16 protein-coding genes are annotated in these 22,304 nt (G+C 69.4%); 10 read left to right on the forward strand and 6 right to left on the reverse strand.

Annotated elements, in window-relative coordinates; translation table 11 throughout:
• Window positions 1-20: 20 nt before the first annotated feature.
• Window positions 21-1,841, reverse strand: coding sequence for an ABC transporter ATP-binding protein (locus MLP_RS24310; protein ID WP_083843945.1), 1,821 nt, complete (start codon window positions 1,839-1,841; stop codon window positions 21-23).
• Window positions 1,838-3,604 carry an ABC transporter ATP-binding protein/permease gene (locus MLP_RS24315; protein ID WP_013865880.1) on the reverse strand — a complete coding sequence of 589 codons (1,767 nt, stop codon included), beginning with the start codon at window positions 3,602-3,604 and terminating at the stop codon, window positions 1,838-1,840. The genes MLP_RS24310 and MLP_RS24315 overlap by 4 nt, the downstream gene beginning before the upstream one ends.
• A gap of 461 nt (window positions 3,605-4,065) precedes the next feature.
• On the opposite strand from MLP_RS24315, the gene MLP_RS24320 reads away from it, so the two are divergent.
• Genes MLP_RS24320 through MLP_RS24350 form a run of 7 tightly spaced genes read left to right on the forward strand, consistent with a single transcriptional unit; the run spans window position 4,066 to window position 13,878 of the window.
• On the forward strand, window positions 4,066-4,896 hold the full coding sequence (locus MLP_RS24320; protein WP_013865881.1) for a hypothetical protein: 831 nt from the start codon (window positions 4,066-4,068) through the stop codon (window positions 4,894-4,896).
• A 5-nt stretch (window positions 4,897-4,901) separates the two neighbouring features.
• Complete coding sequence (locus tag MLP_RS24325; protein ID WP_070100618.1) at window positions 4,902-6,302, forward strand: YcaO-like family protein; 1,401 nt, start codon at window positions 4,902-4,904, stop codon at window positions 6,300-6,302.
• A gap of 7 nt (window positions 6,303-6,309) precedes the next feature.
• Entirely contained in the window at window positions 6,310-7,593 is a 1,284-nt protein-coding gene (locus MLP_RS24330; RefSeq protein ID WP_013865883.1) for a YcaO-like family protein, read from the forward strand.
• Window positions 7,594-7,648: 55 nt separating this feature from the next.
• A complete protein-coding gene (locus tag MLP_RS24335) occupies window positions 7,649-8,959 on the forward strand; it encodes a YcaO-like family protein (RefSeq protein WP_013865884.1) in 1,311 nt (436 codons plus the stop codon).
• Window positions 8,956-10,245, forward strand: a complete 1,290-nt coding sequence (locus tag MLP_RS24340; RefSeq protein ID WP_013865885.1) for a TfuA-like protein — start codon at window positions 8,956-8,958, stop codon at window positions 10,243-10,245. The genes MLP_RS24335 and MLP_RS24340 overlap by 4 nt, the downstream gene beginning before the upstream one ends.
• A gap of 49 nt (window positions 10,246-10,294) precedes the next feature.
• Window positions 10,295-12,433 carry a prolyl oligopeptidase family serine peptidase gene (locus MLP_RS24345; protein ID WP_013865886.1) on the forward strand — a complete coding sequence of 713 codons (2,139 nt, stop codon included), beginning with the start codon at window positions 10,295-10,297 and terminating at the stop codon, window positions 12,431-12,433.
• Window positions 12,430-13,878, forward strand: a complete 1,449-nt coding sequence (locus tag MLP_RS24350; RefSeq protein WP_013865887.1) for an MATE family efflux transporter — start codon at window positions 12,430-12,432, stop codon at window positions 13,876-13,878. Before MLP_RS24345 ends, MLP_RS24350 begins: the two co-directional genes overlap by 4 nt.
• On the opposite strand, the gene MLP_RS24355 is transcribed toward MLP_RS24350, so the two are convergent.
• The 4 genes from MLP_RS24355 to MLP_RS24370 form a co-directional block, all read right to left on the reverse strand.
• Window positions 13,827-14,417 (reverse strand): helix-turn-helix domain-containing protein, encoded by a 591-nt coding sequence (locus MLP_RS24355; protein WP_013865888.1) that lies wholly within the window; start codon window positions 14,415-14,417, stop codon window positions 13,827-13,829. The two genes, MLP_RS24350 and MLP_RS24355, sit on opposite strands and share 52 nt — an antisense overlap.
• Window positions 14,418-14,456: 39 nt before the next feature.
• Complete coding sequence (locus MLP_RS24360; protein ID WP_013865889.1) at window positions 14,457-15,566, reverse strand: ABC transporter substrate-binding protein; 1,110 nt, start codon at window positions 15,564-15,566, stop codon at window positions 14,457-14,459.
• Window positions 15,567-15,637: 71 nt separating this feature from the next.
• Complete coding sequence (locus MLP_RS24365; RefSeq protein WP_013865890.1) at window positions 15,638-16,405, reverse strand: ABC transporter ATP-binding protein; 768 nt, start codon at window positions 16,403-16,405, stop codon at window positions 15,638-15,640.
• Window positions 16,402-17,502 carry a FecCD family ABC transporter permease gene (locus tag MLP_RS24370; protein WP_231851391.1) on the reverse strand — a complete coding sequence of 367 codons (1,101 nt, stop codon included), beginning with the start codon at window positions 17,500-17,502 and terminating at the stop codon, window positions 16,402-16,404. Before MLP_RS24370 ends, MLP_RS24365 begins: the two co-directional genes overlap by 4 nt.
• Before the next feature lie 199 nt (window positions 17,503-17,701).
• Here MLP_RS24370 and cls point away from each other — a divergent pair, with 199 nt between their 5' ends.
• The 3 genes from cls (at window position 17,702) to MLP_RS24385 (ending at window position 22,069) form a co-directional block, all read left to right on the forward strand.
• Window positions 17,702-19,159, forward strand: coding sequence for a cardiolipin synthase (gene cls / locus MLP_RS24375; protein WP_013865892.1), 1,458 nt, complete (start codon window positions 17,702-17,704; stop codon window positions 19,157-19,159).
• A 274-nt stretch (window positions 19,160-19,433) separates the two neighbouring features.
• Window positions 19,434-20,786, forward strand: a complete 1,353-nt coding sequence (gene fucP, locus MLP_RS24380; RefSeq protein ID WP_013865893.1) for an L-fucose:H+ symporter permease — start codon at window positions 19,434-19,436, stop codon at window positions 20,784-20,786.
• Entirely contained in the window at window positions 20,783-22,069 is a 1,287-nt protein-coding gene (locus MLP_RS24385; RefSeq protein ID WP_013865894.1) for an ABC transporter substrate-binding protein, read from the forward strand. The genes fucP and MLP_RS24385 overlap by 4 nt, the downstream gene beginning before the upstream one ends.
• The last annotated feature ends 235 nt before the right edge of the window (window positions 22,070-22,304 follow it).

The following is a 22,304-nucleotide window of genomic DNA, read 5'->3' on the forward strand; positions in this document are numbered from 1 at the left end:
CCACTCGATCTCGCGAACAGTCAGTCGCGCGGGAGCAGTTCCTGCAGGCCACGCCACTGGTCGAGCACCAGGTGTCGGTAGGTCGCCGACCCAGCCAGCAGCTCCGGGTGCTTGCCGGTCGCGACCACCCGACCTCTTTCGAGTACGACGACCCGGTCCGCGGCGACGACGGTGGAGAGCCGGTGGGCGATCAGCAAGGTCGCCCGGCCCGCCGCACCCTCCGCCATCGACGCCCGCAGCTCCTGCTCACTCAGCGCGTCGAGCATCGAAGTGCCCTCGTCCACGACCAGCACAGCCGGTGCCCGGACGAGGGCCCGAGCGAGCGCCACCCGCTGCCGTTCGCCACCCGAGAGCCGGGCGCCCCGATCGCCTACCACCGTGTCCAGCCCGGACGGCAGGCGTTCGACCACGGAGTCGAGTCCGACGGTCGTCACGATGTCCGCCAGCACCTCGTCGGCCAGTTCCGGCCGGCCAAGTCTCAGATTCGCCGCCAGGGTGTCGTGCATGAGCAGCACATCCTGCGGCACGGTGACGACAGCGCGATGCAGTTCCCGCTGCGCCAAGGCGGTGATCTCGATGCCGCCAACCAGGATCGTTCCGTCGTCCGGATCGGACATCCGGGCCACCAAATGCGCCAAAGTCGACTTGCCCGCCCCGGAGTGGCCCACAAGCGCGACAGTCTCCCCCGGCCGGATCTCCAGGTCGACCCCATCGAGCGCCGGCGTGGCCGATCCCGGGTAGCTGAACCGGACCCCACGGATCTCCAAGCCGCGGTCCGGGTCAAGGTCCCCCCGCCCCGCGGTGCCGGCATCGGGCACGGCGGCGGGCTGCTCGAGCAGATCGAAGACTCGGTCTGCGGCGGCTGTTGTCACTCCCCACACCTTGGTCGCGGCCAGCAACGTGTGCAGGGGATCGAACGTGGCAAGGGTGAGCGCGACCACGACGAGTACGGCGACCGGCCCCGGCGAGTCGCGGCCCAGCAACTGCCAGCCAACGACTGCGACGAGGGTGATGGCGGACGCGGCATACGCCAGGCCCTGCTCGAGCGCGGCCCGGGCCGACTGCCTGGCCTGCAGTCTCGCCGTCCGATGCCCGGAACCGACCAAACGCTGCACCAGCTGGTTCCCACCCGGCAACGCGGTGACCTCGGCCAACCCGTCGACGATGTCGACGACATCTGCGTTGAGACGAGCCAGCGCGCTCCGCAGCTCGTGCCCGTCGCGGTGGTTGGCACGGCGCAACAGCAACGGCCCGATACCTGCCACCGCGGCGCCGAACAGCACGATCACGCCGCTGACCGGATCAACGACGAACAACACGATCACGACCATCGGACTGAGAATCGCCGCCACCACCGCATAGAGCAGCGAGTGGGCATAGAACATCTCCATCGCCTGACTGTCGTCCATGGCGGCGCTCACGTCGTCGCCGGACCGATGCCGCCCCCGCCGGCCCGGCGCCAGCCGGACGAACGCATCGAACAGCCACATCCGCACCTCCGCGAGGATCCGATAGGCGAGCTCGTGAGACAGGTGCGCTTCGAGCCACAACGCGACCGCGCGCAGCAGCACGGCCGCAGCCGCGGCGACACCCCAGCCGACGACCTCGCGTCCCGAGCCGCCCTCGAGCGCGGTGCCGAGCAGCACCGCCCCGAGCACCAGGGTGGCCGCGCCGAGGCCCCGGGTGAAGACCCCGGCTACGGCCGACAGCACGAACGGCAGCCGATGCCGACCGAGCACGACCCACAGCCCTCGGAGTCCGCGTCGGCCGGCGACGTCGGGCGCCAACCGGCCAGGCTCCCACTGTGCGGCCCCGACTGCGCTCATCCGAAGACCACTCATGCGAAGACCACCTGCGCCGCAACCAGGTCGGCCAATCGACCACCCGAGCGCGCAAGTGCGGTCGGCGTGCCCACTTCGAGCAACCGTCCCGCCTCCAGCACGGCAATCCGGTCCGCCCCGGCGGCGGTCGAGAGGCGGTGGGCGATGAGCAGCGTGGTCCGCCCCTGACGCAGGTCGGCAACGGCCCCCATCACCGCGGCTTCCGTGCGGCCGTCCAGCGCCGAGGTCGCCTCGTCCAGGACCAGCAGCGGGGCACCGGAGAGGAAGGCCGTGGCGATCGCGATCCGCTGCCGTTCCCCGCCCGACAACCGGGCGCCGCGTTCGCCAAGGGGCGTGTCGATCCCATCAGGCAGACCGGCCACCACGTCGAGGGCACGAGCCCGATGCAAGACGTCGAGCAGCATGGCGTCCTCGGCGTCAGGCCGGGCGAGGAGCAGATGATCCCGGATGGTGGATCCGAGCAGGTGAACATCTTGCGAGACCACCGCGATCCGGTGCCGATGGTCGGTCAGCTCGATGGTGGCGATGTCCTGGCCATTCACCAGCACCCGGCCCTGGTCCGGGTCGTACCAGCGCTGCAGCAGGTGCACCAGAGTCGACTTGCCCGCACCCGAGCGCCCGACCAGGGCCAGCGTCTCACCAGGGGCGATGTCGAGGTCGATCCCGACCAGTGCCGCCGCGGCCGACCCCGGGTGGGTGAAGGACACCCGCTCGAAGCGGACCGCCGGGCCGCCCAGACTCGCTGAACAGCCGCCGGACACCACCCCCGAGCCGGCAGACACCTCCGAGCCGGCCGACATCACGAGCGGCCGTGGTGCACCCAGGATCTCGTCGATGGCCTCCGCAGCGGCGCGGCCACGGAAGCCGGCACTCCAGAAGCTTTCCAACTCCAGCAGTGGCCGGAACACCTCGGCTACGCCCAGCACCAGCACCAGGGCGGTGAGCGGCCCGATCCGGCCGCTCACCAGACCGAGACCGGCCAGCACCGTGACCACCACCGTGCCCAGCCCGACCGCCACGGTCGCGAGGCAGTACGCAATGAGCGAGATCGCCAGACCAGAACGATTCTCGCGTTTCAGTCGCTCCGTGTCCCGAGCGATCTCGGCGCGACGATCGCCGGTAGCGTCCAGCAGCCGGAGCGTCGGCATGCCGGCCAGCGCCTCCTGCATGCGGGCCGACAAGGTCGCGTACGCCTCCCAGTGGGCGCGGCTGCGATCACCGACCAGACGGGTCCACAACGGCTTGGACAGTGGCAGCAGCACCGCGGCGATGCCTGCGGCGAGCCCGGCCGGCGGATCGATCACGATGCCCAGGAGCACGAGCACCGTCGGTGCAATCGTCGCTACAGCCAGCTGCGGCAGATATGCCGAGACATAACCCTGCAGCGCTTCGACGCCATCGCCGACGGTCGCCTGCACCCGCCCGGCCCGCTGACCACGCAGCCAGCCGGGACCAAGCTCGACCAGCGCGGCAACCAGCCGCGCGCGGACCTGTCCGAGCACCCGGGTCGACAACCGAGCGGCGGCCAGGGCACCGAGCACCCGGATGCCGAGCTCGGCAAGACCGGCAGCCGACGCCACCACGAGCAGCGGGGTCACCTCCGCGAAGGGTCGGGCCTGGATCAGGGCCCGGTCGATCGCCAGCGCCAACGACCCGAGCAGGGTCACCCGGGCGGCCACCACAGCGACGCCGGCCAGGACCGTCCCGGCAAACGCCAGCGGTGCCGCGGCGACGTACGTCACGGCACGCGGGATCACCAGCATCTGGGCGCCCTTGCACAGCAGAACATCACATCGCAACTGAAAACCATTATCGATATCATTGTCAGATGTTGTACCAGCCCAGACGGTCGATGGGCCACTCGAGTCGAGTTGTCCCCGCTCAGTCGAGCTACCCACTCAGTCGAGCACTCCCCGCCCAGCTGGGCCTCGGTGCAATTTCGCACTCGGTGCAATTTCGCACTGCAGGGCGCCGGAGGCTGGCGAACACTCGGCTCGTCACCGGCGACCGCCGGTGGTCAGTCACGCAGAAAGGAAAGGTCCCCCATGGACAAGAAGCTGCTCCGTCGCGTCAGCACCCGCACCCGCACTGGCGCCCCCGTGCTCCACTCGGGCAACCACGCCACGGCCTCCGCGCCGTTCGCCTGGGAGTGAGCATCGGCCGGGGCGGGTCTTGCTGACTCGCCCCGGCACGCCGCCGTCGTCCACCGACCCGACGAGGATCCGTGACCATCTCTCTCGAACCCGCAGCACCCGCTCAGGGCGGCCCCCTTCGGCCGATCTCCACCACCCACCTGTTCACGGTGGGGGAAGACTTCGTCGTCTACGCCGGCGGCGAGGACTTCCTGACCCTCGAGCTCGGCGCCGCAGCAGCTGCCGAACTGGTCAGCGTGCTGCGCGGTGAAACGGATCTGAGCAGCTGCACTGCCCTCGACCAGGCGATCGCCGCCGAGGTGACGGCCGAGCTCGCCGCCGAGGGCCTACTCGCCGAGCCGGGCGCCTTCTCCTTCTCGACCCCGCCTCACGCGCACGCCGTCATTCTCGGTGACGGCGTCGTCGCCGATGCGGTCCGCACCCTGCTGCCCGGCGCCGCGACAAGCCTCACCGACGACGTCACTGACCTCGTCATCGCCTGCGCAGGCTGGCTCCCCGATGCCGCCTGGCTGCGGCTGGACGCCGAGCTCGCCGCCCGGGGCATCGCCTGGCACCGCTGCTGGGGCGACGGCACCGCCCTGCACATCGGCCCGTTGACCGTGCCCGGCGAAGGCCCGGGCTACGACGACGTCCGCCGCCGCCAGCTCGCCGCAACGGACTCGCCTGACCTGCTGCTCGCTCTCTGGAGCCATTGGGACCGCACCGCCCCGGACTATCCCTCGCCCGATCCCGGCAGTGCGGCGATCGCAGCTGGACTGCTCGCAGCCGATGCACTCGACCTCCTCGCCGGTCGGGTGCCGCTGGGGTCGACCGAGCAGCGCGAGCTCGACCTGCGCACCCGCGACATCATCAGCCACCCCGTCCTGCCCGTGCCCGGCTCGGCCTGGCTGCCGACCCGGTGACCGAGATGGATCTGGACGGGCTACCCGCCGCCCACCGTCGACTCGTCGACGAGCAGCTCGGGCTGGTGCGGCGACTCGTCGACTACCCCATGCCCCCGTGGTTCCCGCAGGGACTCATCACCAGGGGCGCCGACGTCGCCAACTCGCTCGACCCCGTGCACTGGCACGCGGACCGGGCGGCGATCGGAGCGACGTTCGGCGATCCGATCGGAGCCGCGGTCGCGGCGATCGGTGAGGCCGTCGAACGCTACTGCGGCAATCACGTGCCGACGAACCTGGTACGCGGCAGCTACGCCGAGCTGCTCCGGCGCGGTCACCGCGTCCTCGACCCGACGAGCATCGTGCTCTTCTCCGCCGAGCAGTATCACACCGCTGGCTTCCCGTTCGTGCCCTTCACCCGTGACCTCGACGTGCTGTGGGCGCCGGGAGAGGACCTCCACGACGGGAGCCCATGCCTGCTGCCGGCCTCGCTCGTCTACTGCAACTTCCACTGGAGTCCGGATCGCACGACCGAGCCGCGCACCAACGGCCTGGTCTACGCCGGCATCGCCGCCGGGCCGGACCGAACGTTCGCCGAGACCTCCGCCCTGGAGGAGCTGATCGAACGCGACGCCACGGCGCTGTGGTGGCACAGCGGCGCCTCGCCTCGCGGCCTGGACGTGAGCGGTGACCCACGGCTGACCGCCGCACTCGCGGTCCGGGACGACGCCAATCGAGTCGACTATCACTTCTTCGAGATCCCCACCGCCTTCGACACCCAGGTCGTCGGCTGTCTGCTGGAGGACCGGGAACTGCAGATCGTCGGTGCCGGATTCGCCTGCCGGTCCGATCCCGGTGAGGCCGCGCTCAAGGCCGCCGCCGAGGCCATCGGCACCTGGTTCTATTCGACCGGAATCCTCGATCCCGATGGCGCCATCTGGCAGGCGATCGCTACCGGCGGTCTGGACCCGCGGGCGTACAAGCCCTATCGCGCCGACCGGTGCTACCTCGACGACTTCCGCGATGACTATCGCGACATCATCGACCTCGGCGCCCAGATGCAGTTCTATCTCGACCCGCGCGCTCGATCGCTGGTCACCCGGATCACCGACCCAGACGTACGGATCCCGCTGGCCGCACCGCCGACCAGAACCAACCGCGAGCCAGCCGTACGAAGGGCTCGACTGCTCGACGGCCTCGCCGAGCAAGGCATGCGGGCGTACGCCGTCGATGTCACCACGCCCGACATCGCCCGGGTCGGTCTGCACGTCAGTCGCGTCCTCACCCCGGATCTGACCTCCAACGCTCCCGCCTCCGCACCGTACTTCGGCGGTGACCGCATCCGCACCGAGCCGCACCGGCTCGGGCTGGTGCCGGCGCCACTGCGCGAGCAGGACCTCGTCCGCGCCCCGATCCCGCACGTGTGAGGTGACCATGAGCACTGACACCAACTCGCTGACCCGGCTGGTCGACTCTCGGCTGGGCCTGGTGACCGCCATCGACGAGCCGGCGCGGCACCCGAGCCTGCCGGATGCGTTGTCGATCGCCTCCGCGCGGCTGGCCGGCCTGCCTCCGGGAGCGGCGAGCCCCGGCGGAGCCGCCTGGTGGTCCCGGACGACGGCGCGCACGGCCGCCCTCGGTGAGGCCGTGGAACGCTATGCCGCCACCCACCGGGTGATCATTCGCCGCGCGAGTGCCGATGAGCTGACCGCCGAGGGCGTGGCGCATCTTGACCCCGTCGCCCTCGCCCCCCACTCCGCCGGCCAGTACGCCGCCCCGGGCTTCCCGTTCACCGCGCCCGACCGCGGTCGGACGATCTCCTGGTGCCGAGCCGTGGACGTGCCGGGCGCCGAGGTGCTGGTGCCGGCCAGTCGGGTCGGCCTCGAGATCATCGGTGGTGAGCCGATTCCGCACCTGCCGATCAATGCCGGGATCGCGGCCGGGTCGGATCTGGCCAGAGCCGGAGCCGCGGCCCTGGAGGAGGCGCTCGAGCGGCACGCCGTCGCCACCTCGTGGATCGGCGGCTTGAGCTGGCCGCGTCTGCCCGTCCCCGACTGGCTCCTCGCGGTGCTCGGCGGCCGCGCAGCGTGCTACGACATAGCGGTCCACGCCGTCCCGGATCCCTTCGGTCTGCCCGTCACCGCGGTCCTGCTGACCCAGAAGGACGGTCCGGTCCTCGGGATGGGCACCGCCCTGCGACCCCGGCGTGCCGACGCGATCGCCAAGGCTGCCGCCGAGGCCGTCGTCTCGTGCCAGGCAGCCCACCAGCTCGACGATCCCGAGACGCTCGCCGCCTGGGCCGGCGGACCGCTCCGGGCCTGGCGTGCCGATCGTCACTATCGCGACTCGTATCGCGCCGATCTGCACGACCTGGTCGATGTCTTCTGCCACGTGCAGCTGTATCTGGATCCGCGCGCCCGCGCCGATGTGCTTGACCGGCTGGCGTCCGGACGACCGGCGACCGGCTGGCCGGAGGCGGCTGATGTGCCCGATCGCCGTGTCTATGTCGAGCGCGTGGTCGCGGCCGGGCGCCTCCCCTACCTGGTCGACCTCACCACGCCGGATCTCGCCCGTGTCGGATTCGCGGCGGCGGCCAGCGTCGTCCCCGGGCTCCGCTGCACCGCGCCGGCCGCCTTCCCACATCTCGGCGGTGCCTGGCCGCAGCCGCTTTCCACACCCGAGTCCGAGCTGCTCCCGCCGCCCCTACCGCATGCCTGATCCCGCCACATGCCTGACCCTGCCCATGCCTGAAGAAGCTGCCCGGAGGACCCCGATGACCGATCTGCTCGACGCGTCACCACGCAGTCGACTGCTGCCCGGACCGACCGCCGTGCCGAAGACACACCGCAGCGGGACCCACCGCACCACCGATCCGGCCGTCACCGTCGCCCGGGTCTGGGCACACCGACGGACGATGGGAATCACCCGCATCGCCGACGTGACCGGCCTGGACCGAGTCGGGGTGCCGGTCACGATGGTGACCCGGCCGAACGCCCGCTCGCTGGCAGTGAACCAAGGCAAGGGACTGACCCTCGACGCGGCGCGGGCATCGGGGCTGATGGAGGCTGCCGAGACCTTCCACGCCGAGCACCCGCGGCTGCCGTTGCGTCTTTCGTCCTGGCGTCACCTCCGCGAAGAGCTCGAGACCGTCGACTGCCACCGGCTGCCCCGGCACCCTTACGGCTCGTTCGACGACGATCGGATGCTGCTCTGGGCCTCCGGTGTCGATCTGCGCACCGGCGCCCCTGTCCAGCTGCCCTACGAACTCGTGCACACCCACTACACAACGCTGGCGCTGCCCGGGGCCGGTGCGTTCCTCGCCAGCTCCAACGGGCTGGCGTCGGGCAATCATCCGCTCGAGGCGGTGCTGCACGGGCTGTACGAGGTGGTCGAGCGCGACGCCACCGTGCTGTGGGAACTGTCCGACACCGCTCAGCAAGACGCGACGGCGGTCGACCTGCGTACCGTCACCGACCCGGGCTGCCGGGGCGTGCTGGATCGTTTTGCCGAGGCCGGGCTGGTGGTCGCCTGCTGGGAACAGACCAGCGACATCGGCATCGCGGTCTTCGCGGTCGAGGTGATCGACAGCGCCGACGGGATGGACGGTGCGCCGGCGGCAGCCGGGATGGGCGCACACCACGACGCGACGGTCGCGCTGGCGCGTGCGCTGACGGAGGCGGCCCAGAGCCGACTGACCGCGATCGCCGGGTCACGAGACGACCAGCCACCGTCGGCGTACGCGGTGGCGCACGATCCCGCGACCCTGGCGTTGCACCGAGCCGAGCTGCAGCGGGTCAATGCTCAGGCGACCAGGTCTTTCGCCCAGGCTCCGCACGCGGTCCGCGACACCCTCGACGAGGACCTGGCACAGCTGCTGGACGCGCTCGCCGCCGCGGGGCTGGATCACGTGGTCGCGGTCGACCTGAGCCGCACCGACCTGGGCATCGACGTCGTCCGGGTCGTGGTGCCAGGGCTGGAGCACCTGGCGTTCGCGCACGAGGAGTTCGTGCCGGGAAAACGTGCCCTGGCGGTGCTGGAAGCAACAGACACCACCGCCGAGCACGCCGCCGAGCAGCCGCGATGAGCGTCGGGTCCGGTACCGAGCTGCGGGTCATCCACGACCCGCAGCAGATCGTCGTGTTCCTCGGGCCGTCGCTCCCCGCGGACGCCGCCCGTCGGCTGCTCGATGCCGACTTCCGGCCGCCCGCCGCTCAGGGTGACGTGTATCGGGCCGCGCTCGGCGGCGCCGCGGTGATCGTGCTCATCGATGGCCGGTTCGGCAGCGTCCCCGCGGTCTGGCACAAGGAGGTGCTGGCTGCGCTGGCCCAAGGCGTCCATGTGCTCGGGGCCGCCAGCATGGGTGCGCTGCGCGCCGCCGAGCTCGCCGACTTCGGGATGGAGGGCCACGGTGTGATCTTCGGCCGATATCACCGCGGCGAACTGACCGCTGACGACGCCGTCGCGGTGGCGCACGCGGGGCCGGAGAGCGGACATCGCCGCCTGTCGGAGGCTCTGGTCGACATCCAGGCCACCCTTGACGCGGCGCACGCGGCCGGCATCGTGGATGTCGAGACGGCGGCGGCACTGGCCGCGACCGCTGAACGGCTCCACTACCCTCGCCGGACCTGGGGCGAACTGCTGGAGCAGTGTCCGCAGACCGCACTGGCGGACTGGCTGCCGACCGGCCGGGTGGAGCAGAAGCGCCGCGACGCCGAAGAGGTGCTGCGCACCGTCGCCGACCGCCTCGTCGCCGGGATCGCGCCCCGCCCGGTCGACCTGGCGGTCGAGGACAGCCAGGTGTGGGCTCGGGCGCGCACCGCCGCTGCCGACACGACCTCCTCGGATCACTCCGACGTGCCGTTCGAGCTGATCGCCGACGAGCTTCGCCTGACCCCTGGGCGACCAGCCGCGAGCCGGTACGCCGCCGCCTACCGCGAGGCGCTGCTCCGACACGCCTTGCTGGAACTCGCCGGCGCCCTGCAACTGGGCCGACCCGATCTCACCGCAAAGACGGCCGAGGAACGCGCCGAGGCGGAGCAGGAGGTCTTGCGCCGAGTCGAGGCGCAGGTCTACGACGGTGTCCTCGCCCGGCTGCCCGGTGTGCTGGCCGCCGCCGACGATCTGACTCCTGCCGTCCGATGCGCTCGTCGGATCCGGGATGTGCTTGCCGAGCTCGGCGGCGTGGTGCCCCGCGCCACGGAAATCGGCACCAGTGACGAGGCGCTGCTCGCCGCCCATGCCGGCATCGCGTCCGACGGCAACCATCGTCGGCGCTCTGCTCGGGCAGCCGGGTTCGCCTCGGAGGACGACCTGCGGCGCGCCCTGGTCCTCCGCCACCTCGCAGGTCTCAAGCCCGAGAACGCCTCGTGACCGAACGACACACCACCCAACCACTGACACCGAGAAGCGAGTCGATCGCATGAGCGAACTGCAGGACCTGAACCTCACCTACCCCGTGGCTCGGCAAGATGCCGTGGTCGAGCGGCTGCACGGCGTCGACGTGCCCGATCCGTACCGCTGGCTCGAAGACCTCGGTGATCCCGACACCCTGCCCTGGGTCCGGGCTCAAGGTGCTCTCGCCCGCACGGTCCTGGATGCCTCCCCGTGGAAGGCCCACTTCAGCGAGCGGCTCCGTCAGGTGTGGAGCCAACGCACTTGCCACACCGCATTGATGCAAGGGGGCAAGTACTTCTACTTCTTCAACGACGGCAGCCAGGAACAAGACGGGCTGTACGTGATGGACGCGCCCGACGGTGAGCCGCGGCTGCTGCTCGACCCGTCGGCCGAACACAGTGAGGCGGGCAGCGCCACGATCTCCTATGCCACCGCGAGCCCCGACGGGTCGCTGCTGGCCTACAGCCTCAGCTTCGGCGGCTCGGACTGGCAGCAGTGGCGGGTGCGGGAGGTCGCGACCGGCGAGGATCTGCCGGAGCGGCTGGAAGGCAGCAAATTCTCGGCCGCCGGCTGGAACGCCGACTCGACCGGCTTCTACTACACCTGCTTCGCTGAACGGGACAGCGCAGCGGAGCCCGACGCCGAGACCAACTCCGAAGCCGCCGCCAAGACCAGTGCTGAGTGGGAACCTGATCTCGACCCGGTCGTCGCGTTCCACCGGGTCGGCACCGACCAGGCCGAGGACGAGCTCGTCTACGAAGACCCAGCACACCCCGAGCAGGGCATCACCGTACTCACCTCCGAGGACGGCAGCCACCTGATCCTCTTTCTCTGGCGGGGTGATGCGGCGACCACCGGCATCATCGTCAAAGACATCACCGACGCAGCCTCGGCGACAGACCCGGGGTTCGTGGAACTGCTGCCCGACTTCGACGCGTCCTATTCCTACGTCGCGGGCGAGGGGCCGATCATGTGGTTCCAGACCGATCGGGATGCCCCGATGGGCCGCATCATCCGCACCGATGCCCGGCGTCCCGGCGAGATCGTCGAGGTGGTGGCCGAGGGCTGCCACGCGATCCAGGGCGCGGGTCTGATCGGCGGCAAGCTCTATGTCGTCCAGCTGGTCGACGCGTGCAGCCGGATCCACGTACACGACCCGTACGACGGCCGGTATCTCGGCGAGGTGTCGCTGCCCGGCGCAGGCACGGTCGAGGGACTGCGCAGCGATCCCGCCGGCACCGAGTGCTTCTACTCCTTCACCGATTTCTTGCGCCCGGCCACCGTTTATCGGCTGGACACCCGCGACGACACCAGCACCGTCTTCTTCGAGCCCGAGCTCACCTTCGACCCGGACGACTTCGTCGTCGAGCAGGTCCGCTTCACCGCCGACGACGGTGTCGAGGTGCCGGTTTGGCTCGGCCGGCACCGCGATACGCCTCGCGATGGCGCCCGACCGACCTTCCTCGCCGCGTACGGCGGGTTCGGGTTTGCCATCACGCCGTCGTTCACCCCCGGGCCCCTGGCCTGGATGGAGCTGGGCGGCATCTACGCGCTGGCCAACGTGCGGGGCGGCGGTGAGTTCGGCGAGGCGTGGCACGAGGCCGGCTCGGGCCGGCGCAAGGTGCGCGCCGTCGACGATCTCATCGGCGCCGCCGAGTGGTTGGCCGAGTCTGGCTGGACCGAGCCGGAGCGGCTAGCGGTCGGCGGGATGAGCAACGGTGGTCTGCTGACCACCGCGCTGCTCACCCGCCGGCCGGACGTGTGCGCCGGGGTGCTGGCGGTCAATGGGGTGATGGACCTGGTGCGCTTCGACCGGTTCACCATCGGCTGGTCCTGGCGGTTCGAGTACGGCGACCCCGGCGGCCCCGACGATTTCGCCGCGTTGCTGGCTCTGTCGCCGTTGCACAACGTCACTGACGAGACCGCCTATCCGGCTGCCCTGATCTGCACGGCGGTCCGTGATGACCGGGTGGTGCCCGCGCACAGCTTCAAATTCGCTGCGGCCCTGCAGCGGGCACAGGCGACGAGCGCCCCAGCGCTGCTGCGCGTCGACGAGGAGGCTGGTCATGGCCGTGATGCCCGGCTGGATGCCGGGCTGTCCGATCTGAGCGACCGCTGGGCGTTCTCGGCGGAGGTGGTCGGGCTGACGCGGACGACGCCGTGACCGGCGCGGCGGACAACGCCGAGAGTGCCCCGGCCGCTGCCACGGCGCCGGCAGCACCGGCGGCGCTGCCGAGGCGGGTTCGTGCGGCGTGGATCGTCACGTATCCGCTGATCGTCGCGAGCGCGGCCAGCACCACACTGGCGGTGGTCGACACGCTGCTGCTGGGTCGGTTCGGCACCGCGGCCCTCGCCACGATCGCGTTGGCGACACCGGTCTTCGTCTTCGGCTCGGCTCTGGTGGTGCCGTGGGGAACCGCCGTGCAGGTCCTCATCGCCCGGCTCCACGGGGCCGAGGACACCGCCAGGATCGGTCGGCTGCTCGGGATCGGTCTGCGTGTCTGCCTCGCGGCCGCCCTACTGCCGACCCTGACCATCATCGCGGCCGCGCCGTGGATTCTGCACGTGCTGGCCGGAGGAGAGGTGCCGGTCGAGGCGAGCACCGTCGTCCGGATCCTTGCCTGCACCCTGCCGTTGACCGCGGTGACCGCGCACTACCGAGGGGTCTTCGGCGGCCTGGGGAGGACTCGCATCACCATGCAAGTCGCCCTGGGGGTCAACATCGTCAACATCCCGTTGGACGTGCTCCTGGTCTATGGACTCGGTCTGGGCGCCGTCGGCTCCGCCCTCGGCACGCTCGCCGCCGTCGCCAGCGGCGCCGGCTACATTGCCTGGCTCGCACGCCGTGAGCTGCGCCCCGACTATCCGGCACCGCCCATCCACCGATCCCGTTGGCGCCGTGCGGCGGGGGGCGATGAGAAGGCAGAAGGACCTGCGTCCCGGGCCCTTGCGGGGGAGGTATGGAAGATCGGCTGGCCCGACACCACCTTCGCGGTGATCGTCTACGGCGCCGACGTGCTGCTGACCGCCATCGTCGCGACCATCGGCACGGCTGACCTCGCGGGCTACCGTTTGATGGTCACCACCGTCACGGTGCTGTGGGTGGTCGTGTTCTCCTGCAGCAGCGGCATCTCGATCCTCGCCGGGCAGCGACTCGGCGCCGACGACGAGCCTGGTGCTCGCGCGGCGCTCCGAGCCGGCGCGGTGCTGATGGCAGGCCTGTGCGTGCTCGTCGTGCTGCTGCCGCTGCTTGTTCCGTACTGGTACTTCGGCCTGTTCTCCACCGACCGCGGCGTCGTGGACGCCGCCACCAGCGCGGTCTGGGTGCTGCTGCTGCTCGTGCCCGCCATGGTCGTCGCCATGAGTTTGGCGGGGCTGCTCCGCGCCGGTGGCGACACCAAGGGGATCATGTACGCGGGTGGCCTGAGCCAGTTCGTGCTCGCGCTGCCGGTGGCCTGGTTCGCGGTGCAGGTGCTGGGCTGGGGCATCGCCGGTGCCTATCTCGGCTTCGCCACCGGGATCCTCGGCCGCGCTGTCTTCACCGTGCTGCGCTGGCGTCAGGGTCGGTGGCGTACCGCGCTGTCGAGCGCTGCGATCGGCAGCAAATAGCGCTGAGCCGGTCCGCTGCCGGCAATCGTCAGCTGACCCGCGCGCCGCAGTCGCTGCAGCGCGCGGGTCACTGTCGGTCGGGTGCGGCCGGTGGCAGCAGCCAACAGCCCGTGAGTGAGGGCCACGTCGATCCGCACCCACGACCCCGCCACCACCCCGAACCGCGCGGCGAGCAATGCCAGCAGCTCGAACAGCTGGTCCTCGGTGTGGGAGTGGGCCATCGCCGCTGCCCACGCCTCCCGCCAATGCAGCTGGTCACGCAGAGCGCCGGCGACCTCGGCAGAGGCGAGCGCCTGCTCCCAGACCAGTTCCTCGACCAACACGTCAGTCAGCGCGTGGTGCCGGATGTGACACAGGTCCGTGCCGTGGCCGGTGACCAGATGCCCGGTGCCGGCGAGATCAAGCAACCAGGCGTCTCCGCTCGGGTGCTCGGCCCAGGTGGCGAGGACCCCCTGGCGGACCAGGGCGATGCTCCGCTCCGCCAGGGCCAGGTCCTCGCCGGCCTCACGGCCGACCAAATGCTCGCGTCGATCAAGCACCGTCGACCATCGCAATCGTGCCCCGGGGGGCTCCGGACCTCAGAACGCGTCGGGATGGAGCTGCTCGGCCACGTACCGCACCGCCGCCGGCGTGGTCATCGAGCCGGGCAGCGACGCCGAGGAGCTGTAGGCGATCAGCTTGTCGTTCCGCACCGCCGGTGTGCTGGGGAAGGTCTTGCGCAGGGTCGCGCGGACCTGGTCTGCCTCCTTCTCGCTGCCGGCGCTGAAGACGAACGCCTCGGGTTGGGTGGCAGCCACGACCTCGGCCGAGAGATTGGCGAAGAGCATCCCCTTGAACTGTGGGTCTCCAGGGGCGAAGACGTTCACGCCACCGGCAGCGCGGACCAGATCGTTCTCGGTCGAGCCGACCAGGCTCTGGATGTCGCTGCCCCAGATGTACACCTCGGCCACCTTCACCGGTTTGGTGCCTTGGAGCGCGTCGGCGACCTCGTCGAGCTGGCCCGTGTAGTCGCTCGCCAACTCCTTGGCGCGGTCCTGCACTCCGAAGATCTGGCCGAGGGAGTCGAGGTCGACCAGCGTGTCCTTGACCGAACGGTGGATCCGCCGCTCCGGGCAGCCGCCGGCGGCAAGATACGGCGCGATGTCGGCTGCCTCGAGGTCCTTCATCGTCGCGAACCCCTGCTCCCCGTCGAATTCATAGGTCGTCGGAGCCAGCACGAGGTCGGGCGACTGCGAGACGGTGACCTCCTTGGCCGGGACACCACTCTTGGCGATCACCGGGATGTTCTCGCTCCCTTCGGGTTCGGCGCTGCCCGCCAGGCCGTCGACGACCCCCAGCTGGGCCTGCCCGACGACCCGGTCGACCAAGCCCAGATCGACCACGACATCGGTCTGCGGCTGCGCCAGACTCACGACGCGCTTCGGCGCGTGGTCGAAGGTCAGGGTGCGGTCACAGTTGCTGATCGTCACGGGGTAGGCGCCCCCAGCGGGCTTGGCCGAGGATGCGCTCGACGGTGCTGATCCGCCGGCCTCGGGCGTACTGCTGCCGCAGGCCGCGGTCAGCGCGAGCAGCACGGAAGCGACCAATACCGGACCGCCGCGGCGGAACGGGCGAAACGCTCTCGGCCGTGCGGCAGCCGCGGACTCAGCGGCGGAAACCGACGTTGTGGACATGGACGTTGTGGACATGGATGAGTGCCTCCTCGGGCATGAATGGGCGATCGGATGGGAACGGAGACGAGCGCTCGGCAAAGCGGTGGTCACTGGAGCCGATCCAGTGCGAGCAGGGTGCGACCGGTGACGGGATGGAGCACCCGGTGGCAGTCGAGCCGGAAGACCTCACGCAGCAGCTTGGGCGTCAGCACGTGTTCGGGTGCCCCGGCGGCAACCACCTTGCCGGCCGAAAGCACGGTGACCAGGTCGCAGTAGGTCTGCGCGAGGTTGAGGTCGTGCAGCGCGACCACCACCGTGATGCCGAGCTCACGTACCAGCGCCAGCAGGTCGAGCTGGTGGCAGACATCGAGGTGGTTGGTCGGCTCGTCGAGCACGAGCACGGGCGTGGCCTGGGTGAGCGCTCGGGCCAGCAGCACCCGCTGCCGCTCCCCACCCGACAAGCTCGGGGTCGAGCGATCCGCCAGGTGCGTCGCGTCGACCCTGGCTAGCGCGGAGTAGGCGCGATCGAGGTCTTCCGAGCTGTCCCCGGCGAACGGCCGCTTGTGCGGCGTACGTCCCATCAGCACGGTGTCCAGCACGCTGAACTCGACATCGACACCCGGGTCCTGGGCGACCACCGCGACCCGGGTCGCCGACCCGCGGGCCGACAGCGACCAGACATCGTCGTCACCGAGACGCACCACGCCCACCTGAGGTCGCAGCGACCGGTAGACGGTGCGCAACAACGTGGACTTGCCGCTGCCGTTGGGCCCGACCAGGCCGACCACCGCGCCCGCCGGCACGACGAGTTCGACGTCACGGAGCAGCTCGGCTGCCCCGATTCGGACGGTGACTCCCTCGACCTGCACCCTCATCGGCTGTCCACCCCGCCGCGCCGAGCGGCCCCGTCGCGACGCATCAGCCAGAGGAAGAACGGCGCCCCGACCAGCGCAGTGACCACGCCGATCGGCAACTCCAGCGGAGCCGCGACGGTCCGGGCGACCGTGTCGGCCAGCACAAGGAACACCGCACCCCCGGCGACGGCGGTCGGCAGCAAGCGCCGGTGCCCCGCGCCGACGACCATCCGGGTGATGTGCGGCACAACCAGACCGACGAAGCCGATGCCGCCGCTCACCGCGACGGCCACGCCGGTCAGCACCGAGGTGGTGAGCAGCATCTCGCCGCGAACCCGGTCCGCGGACACGCCGAGCGCGACGGCCGTCTCGTCGCCGGTCATCAAGGCGTCAAGCGCGCGAGCACGCCCGAGCACATGCAGGGCACCCAGCAGCAGGGCAATGGCGGGCAGCAAGAGGTCAGTGCGGTCCGCCTCTGCCACGCTGCCGAGCAGGAAATAGAGGATGCCGAAGACCTTGTTGGCGTCGCTGGTGAGCACCAGATAGCTGGTGCCGGCACTGAACAGATAGGACAGCGCGACCCCGGCCAACACCAGCCGCACCGGGGTAAGCCGTCCCTGTCGACGGGCCAACACGAACAACGCCGTCGTGGCGAGAGCGGAGCCTGCCGCGGCACCGCCTGCCAACGGCACGCCTGCTACCGCCGTGCCCGAGGCCAGCACCAGCGCGACGGCTCCGAGACCCGCACCGGACGAGACCCCGAGCACCCACGGGTCCGCGAGCGGGTTGCGCACGACCGCCTGCAGCACGGCACCGACCAGGGCGAGCAGGCCACCGACCAGGGCGGCGAGCAGCACCCGCGGGACGCGGTAGTCCCAGACGATCACTTCCTCGACGGTGGTCCAGCCGCCCTGGCCCCAGAAGCCGAGGCGATGACCGATGACGCCGATCGTGGTTCCCGGCGCCACCGCCACCGCACCGACTCCGATGCTCACCACAATTGCTGTCGCCAGCAGCCCGATCAGCACCGGCAGCGCCGCCAAGGCGGCGGCCGATCTCTGCCGCCGCCCGTTCCCGGCTGTCCGGGCACCCGCCGGCGCGAACGATGGCGAACTCAACCCGACCCCCGGCATTTAATGAAAATGATTATCGTTTGTATCACGCCGTTCTCGGGTCGTGCAAATGGGTGCCCGGGCTCAGCGGCGACCAGATCGGGCTTCATCGGCGGTGCGGCACGATACGCTCGCCAAGCGTTGGCTGAGTACGCCGAGCGAACTCGACGCAGCACCAGAAGATCTAGCAACGGAGGAAGGCGTCATGCCCACGGGCGAATGGATTGCTTTGCTGGGTTCCGTGGCGCATGTCGTGATCGCGATCGTGGCCGCGGTCTATATCGCCTCGAATCGCAAGCCGTCCTCGGCGATCGCCTGGATCATGGCGATCGTCTTCATCCCGTACATCGGGATCTTGTTCTTCCTGCTGATCGGGAACTGGCGGCTCCCGAAGCACCGCCGCGAGAAGCAGGCGTACGTCTCGGAGCTCTTCCTCGAACGGACCAAGGGGCTGCACCTGGTCAGTCACGCCGACAAGTGGCCGGACTGGCTCCCGACCATCGTCACCTTGAACCGCAACCTCGGCGCCCTACCGATGGTCGGCGGCAACACCGCCGAGCTGTACCCGGTGTATCGGGAATCGATCCAGGCCATGGCCGATGCGATCGACACCGCTGAGCGCTATGTCTACATCGAGTTCTTCATCCTGGTCGATGACGAGTGGACCGCCCCGATCATCGAAGCCTGCGAGCGCGCCTGCGCCCGAGGAGTGCAGGTCCGGGTGCTGTCCGATCACATCGCCCAGTTCTCCTACCCGAACCGCAAGGGGACGGTCGCTCGCTTCAAGGCGATGGGCGCGCACTACCTGCCGATGCTGCCGATCCAGCCGTTCAAGAAGCACTACCGGCGGCCGGACCTCCGCAACCACCGCAAGCTGGTCGTCGTCGACGGCTTGATCGGCTTCGTCGGCTCGCAGAACCTGATCATCGACCACTACCACCAGAAGAAGAACATCCAGCGTGGGCTGCACTGGAAGGAGCTGATGTGCCGGATCGAGGGCCCGGCCGTGCGTGAGATCCAGGCCGTCTTCGTCACCGATTGGTACAGCGAGTGCGATGAGCTGCTGCTCCCCGAGGTCGGCGACATCCAGCTGGGCGAGCTCGACGCCACGAAGCTGGACATGCAGATGGTGCCGAGCGGACCGAGCTTCGAGAACGACAACAACCTGAAGCTGTTCGCCGCCCTCTTCCAGAACGCGCGCCGCCGGATCAGCGTCACCAGCCCCTATTTCGTACCGGACGACAGCATTCAGATGGCCCTGGTCACCGCCGGGGCCCGAGGACTGGACGTCGAACTGTTCGTCTCCGAGATCAGCGACCAGTTCATGGTCTACCACGCCCAGCGCTCCTACTACGAGGAACTGCTGCGGGCCGGGGTGAAGATCTACGCGTACGCCGCCCCGACCATCCTGCACGCCAAGCACATGACCATCGACGAAGACGTCTCGGTGATCGGATCGTCCAATATGGACATCCGTTCCCTCAGTCTGCACATGGAGATGATGATGATGGTGCACGGGAAGGAGTTCTGCGACCGCATGCGCGCCGTCGAGGACTCCTACCGGGCGAACAGCAAGCAGATCCACCTCGACGAGTGGCTGAAGCGCCCGACCAGCGAGAAGGTCTTCGACAACCTCATGCGGCTCACGTCATCCCTGCAGTGACATCAGTGCAGTGACATCAGTGCAGTGAAGTGACATCCCCGCAGTGACATCCCGACGGTGACCGTCGGGATGGAACGTTCAGTTCTGGTCTCTGTATCCGGGACCTCGCACAACCTCCTGCTTTGATCACGATCTGGCGTCTTCGGTGCACATGGTGTCCGCAGGTCGAAGAAATGTGGGCAGTGGCGTAACGTCAGCGCTGGTCTCGGGCTGGTCGGCTCCCCTTGCCGGCCACTCGACAACGACGTCCCCACCGACGAAAGGCCGATAGGCGATGACCCAAACCGTGACCCATGAGGAATCCAGTCCACCCGGATCAGGGGGTGAACAAAAGGCGAAGTGGGTCTACCCCGGGATGGGACTGCTGTTCGTCGCCATCGTCGGCTGCTTCACCGCCTGGGGTATCGCCGCCGACCTGACCACGCCGATGGTCGCGGGCTTCAAGCGCATCTTCGACATGTCCACGTTCCAGGCCAGTCTGGTCCAGTTGGCCTATTTCGGCGCCTACTTCCTGCTGGCCCTGCCGGCTGCCTTCATCAACGAGAAGTTCGGCTACAAGGTCGGCCTGCTGACCGGCCTCGCGCTGGCTGCTGCGGGCGCGTTCCTGTTCTATCCGGCCAGCAAGATCATGACCTTCTCGGCGTTCCTGATTGCGTTGTTCGCGATGGCCGCCGGATGCTCGATCCTGGAGACATCCGCCAACCCGTACGTGATGTCGTTGGGCCCCGAGGAGACCGCGACCCGGCGGCTGAACCTGGCGCAGGCGTTCAACCCGGTGGGCACCAACATCGGCGTGCTGCTCGCGGCATCGCTGATCCTGCCGAAGTTGGACGCTCCGGTCGACCTCGCGTCAGCCACACCTGAACAGATACATGACATCCGAGCCGGTCAGTTGGCAGCGGTGATGGGGCCCTACATCGGCCTCGGTCTGCTGCTGGTGGTGATCTGGATCCTGATCGCGGTGCAGAAGTCGCCGAAGATCGTCGAGGAGTTCCCCGACACCGGCGACGGTGGCGGTTCCGGCGCGATGTTCAAGATCTTGTGGCGCAGCCGCCGCTATCGCTTCGGGGTGATCGCACAGTTCTTCAACGTCGCCGCCCAGGTCTGCACCTGGACCTACATCATCGTCTACGTCCAGGAAGCCCTCGACGGGTCGCTGGCGCTCGGTGGCCTCTTCCTGCAGGTCAGCCTCATCCTCTTCCTGATCTCCCGGTTCATCATGACCTGGCTGATCGGTCGGATCAGACCGACGAAGGTGCTGGCCGTGCTCTCGGTCCTCGCTGTCGTCTTGTGCCTGTACGCGATGGTCGCGTCCAACCTCAGTGGTGCCATCGCGCTGGTCGGCGTGTCGTTCTGCCTCTCCCTGATGTTCCCGACGATCTACGGCGTGGCGTTGACGGGTCTCGGCCCGGCCACCAAGTTCGGCGCCGCGGGTCTGGTCATGGCGATCGTCGGCGGCGCCATCATGCCGCTGGTTCAGGGCAGCTTGCTGGACGCCACCAGCGCGGCCTTCTCGTTCCTGGTGCCGGCCATCTGCTTCGCCGTGGTCGCCGCGTTCGCGTTCTTTGACCTGAAGGCGAAGGAAGACGTGCACATCAGCTCGGCAGCAGAGGGAGAACTGGCATGAAGCTCAAGCGCGCACTAGCCGCCGTCGCGGCCACCATGGCGCTGACCACCGGTATCGCCGCCTGCGGAGCCCCGTCCTCGCCCAACACCGAGGCCACCAACGAGCTCGAGGTGATCTCGTGGTGGACCTCGGGTTCGGAGGAGCAGGCGCTCAACGTCTTGATCGACGCCTTCAAGGCCAAGTACCCCGATGTCGAGGTCGTCAACGCCCCGGTCACCGGTGGCGGCGGTGCCCCAGCGCAGGTCGTCCTCGCCCAGCGGCTGCTGGCGGGTGATCCGCCGGACGTCTGGCAGACCTTCCCGAACGGGGCCCTGCAGTCCTACGTCGGCCAGCGCCAGGTCGCCGACGTCAGCACGATCGTCACCGACACCGGATTGGACAAGGCCTTGCCGCAGGTCGTCCTGGACGGGCTGACGGTGGAGGGCAAGCAGTACGGAGTCCCGACCAGCTCACACCGCGGCAACGTCTTGTTCTTCAACCTCGACGAGCTACGGAAGGCCGGCGTGGCGAAGCCGGGCAACGGCTACACCACCAAGGCCTGGATCGCTGATCTGAAGAAGGTGAAGGCGTCCGGCGGCGTCCCGCTCTGCCTCGGCGCCCAGGACTCCTTCACCACCGTCGCGCTGTTCGAGAACATCCTGCTGTCGGTGATCGGGCCCGCAGGCTGGGACCAGATCGCGGCCGACCGGTTCAACTGGCGTGGCGCCCAGGTCAGGGAAGCCCTCGATCAGTTCGGCGAGGTGCTGGACCTGGCCGACCCGGCAGCGGCCGGATTGTCCTGGGATGCGGCGACCAAGAAGCTGGGCGACGGCGGCTGCGCGTTCGAGACCATGAACGACTCGGCGTACGGCGAGCTGGTCAAGGCCGGCGCCGTCGACGGCAGGACCTTCGGCGAGGTGCCGTTCCCCGGCACCGAGTCCAGCTACGTCGCGGTGGTCGACACCTTCGTCCAGGCCCGCGCGGCCGAGAACGGCAAGAACGCCGCGGAGTTCCTCGCCGTCCTCGCGGATCCGACCGTGCAGCTGAACTTCAGCAAGGCGAAGGGGTCGGTGCCGGTGCGGACCGATGTGGACGTCAGCTCACTGAGCCCGTACCAGCAGTCGGCGTCCAAGGCGCTGCGTGACTCCCGCGTGCTGTGGTCGATCACGCACGGGTCGCTGATGAGCCCGAGCTTCCAGCAGGGCTTCTACAGCGCGGTGAACGCCTATGTCCGCACCAGGGACGCGAAGGCCTTCAGCTCGACCCTGATCGACGCGGTGGCGGCAGCACCGCCGCAGCGCTGAGGCGAGTACATAAGTCGCGGCCAGCCGGGTCTCCCGGCTGGCCGCAGTCTTGTTCCGACCGGGTGAGCGCGGGTGGCACTCAGACAGCGCACAGGCGATTTCATCTGATGACCAACTTTCTCGACTTCTCCCCGGATGGCACCCCAGTCACCTATTCTCTGTAGCCAGGGGATTGGGCCCGCGACAGTGGGCCGGAGCAAGGCGTACGATGCTGGGGCGTCGGCGTCACGGGAAG

It is taken from the genome of Microlunatus phosphovorus NM-1 (genome assembly GCF_000270245.1).
GTDB lineage: Bacteria > Actinomycetota > Actinomycetes > Propionibacteriales > Propionibacteriaceae > Microlunatus > Microlunatus phosphovorus.

Excerpts from the sequence above, each read along its gene's own strand:
- fucP (WP_013865893.1), top strand. The coding sequence starts at position 19,434 with ATGACCCAAACCGTGACCCATGAGGAATCCAGTCCACCCGGATCAGGG.
- MLP_RS24360 (WP_013865889.1), bottom strand. The coding sequence starts at position 15,566 with ATGTCCACAACGTCCATGTCCACAACGTCGGTTTCCGCCGCTGAGTCC.
- MLP_RS24365 (WP_013865890.1), bottom strand. The coding sequence starts at position 16,405 with ATGAGGGTGCAGGTCGAGGGAGTCACCGTCCGAATCGGGGCAGCCGAG.
- MLP_RS24325 (WP_070100618.1), top strand. The coding sequence starts at position 4,902 with ATGGATCTGGACGGGCTACCCGCCGCCCACCGTCGACTCGTCGACGAG.
- MLP_RS24340 (WP_013865885.1), top strand. The coding sequence starts at position 8,956 with ATGAGCGTCGGGTCCGGTACCGAGCTGCGGGTCATCCACGACCCGCAG.
- MLP_RS24345 (WP_013865886.1), top strand. The coding sequence starts at position 10,295 with ATGAGCGAACTGCAGGACCTGAACCTCACCTACCCCGTGGCTCGGCAA.
- cls (WP_013865892.1), top strand. The coding sequence starts at position 17,702 with ATGCCCACGGGCGAATGGATTGCTTTGCTGGGTTCCGTGGCGCATGTC.
- MLP_RS24385 (WP_013865894.1), top strand. The coding sequence starts at position 20,783 with ATGAAGCTCAAGCGCGCACTAGCCGCCGTCGCGGCCACCATGGCGCTG.
- MLP_RS24330 (WP_013865883.1), top strand. The coding sequence starts at position 6,310 with ATGAGCACTGACACCAACTCGCTGACCCGGCTGGTCGACTCTCGGCTG.
- MLP_RS24310 (WP_083843945.1), bottom strand. The coding sequence starts at position 1,841 with ATGAGTGGTCTTCGGATGAGCGCAGTCGGGGCCGCACAGTGGGAGCCT.
- MLP_RS24315 (WP_013865880.1), bottom strand. The coding sequence starts at position 3,604 with ATGCTGGTGATCCCGCGTGCCGTGACGTACGTCGCCGCGGCACCGCTG.
- MLP_RS24335 (WP_013865884.1), top strand. The coding sequence starts at position 7,649 with ATGACCGATCTGCTCGACGCGTCACCACGCAGTCGACTGCTGCCCGGA.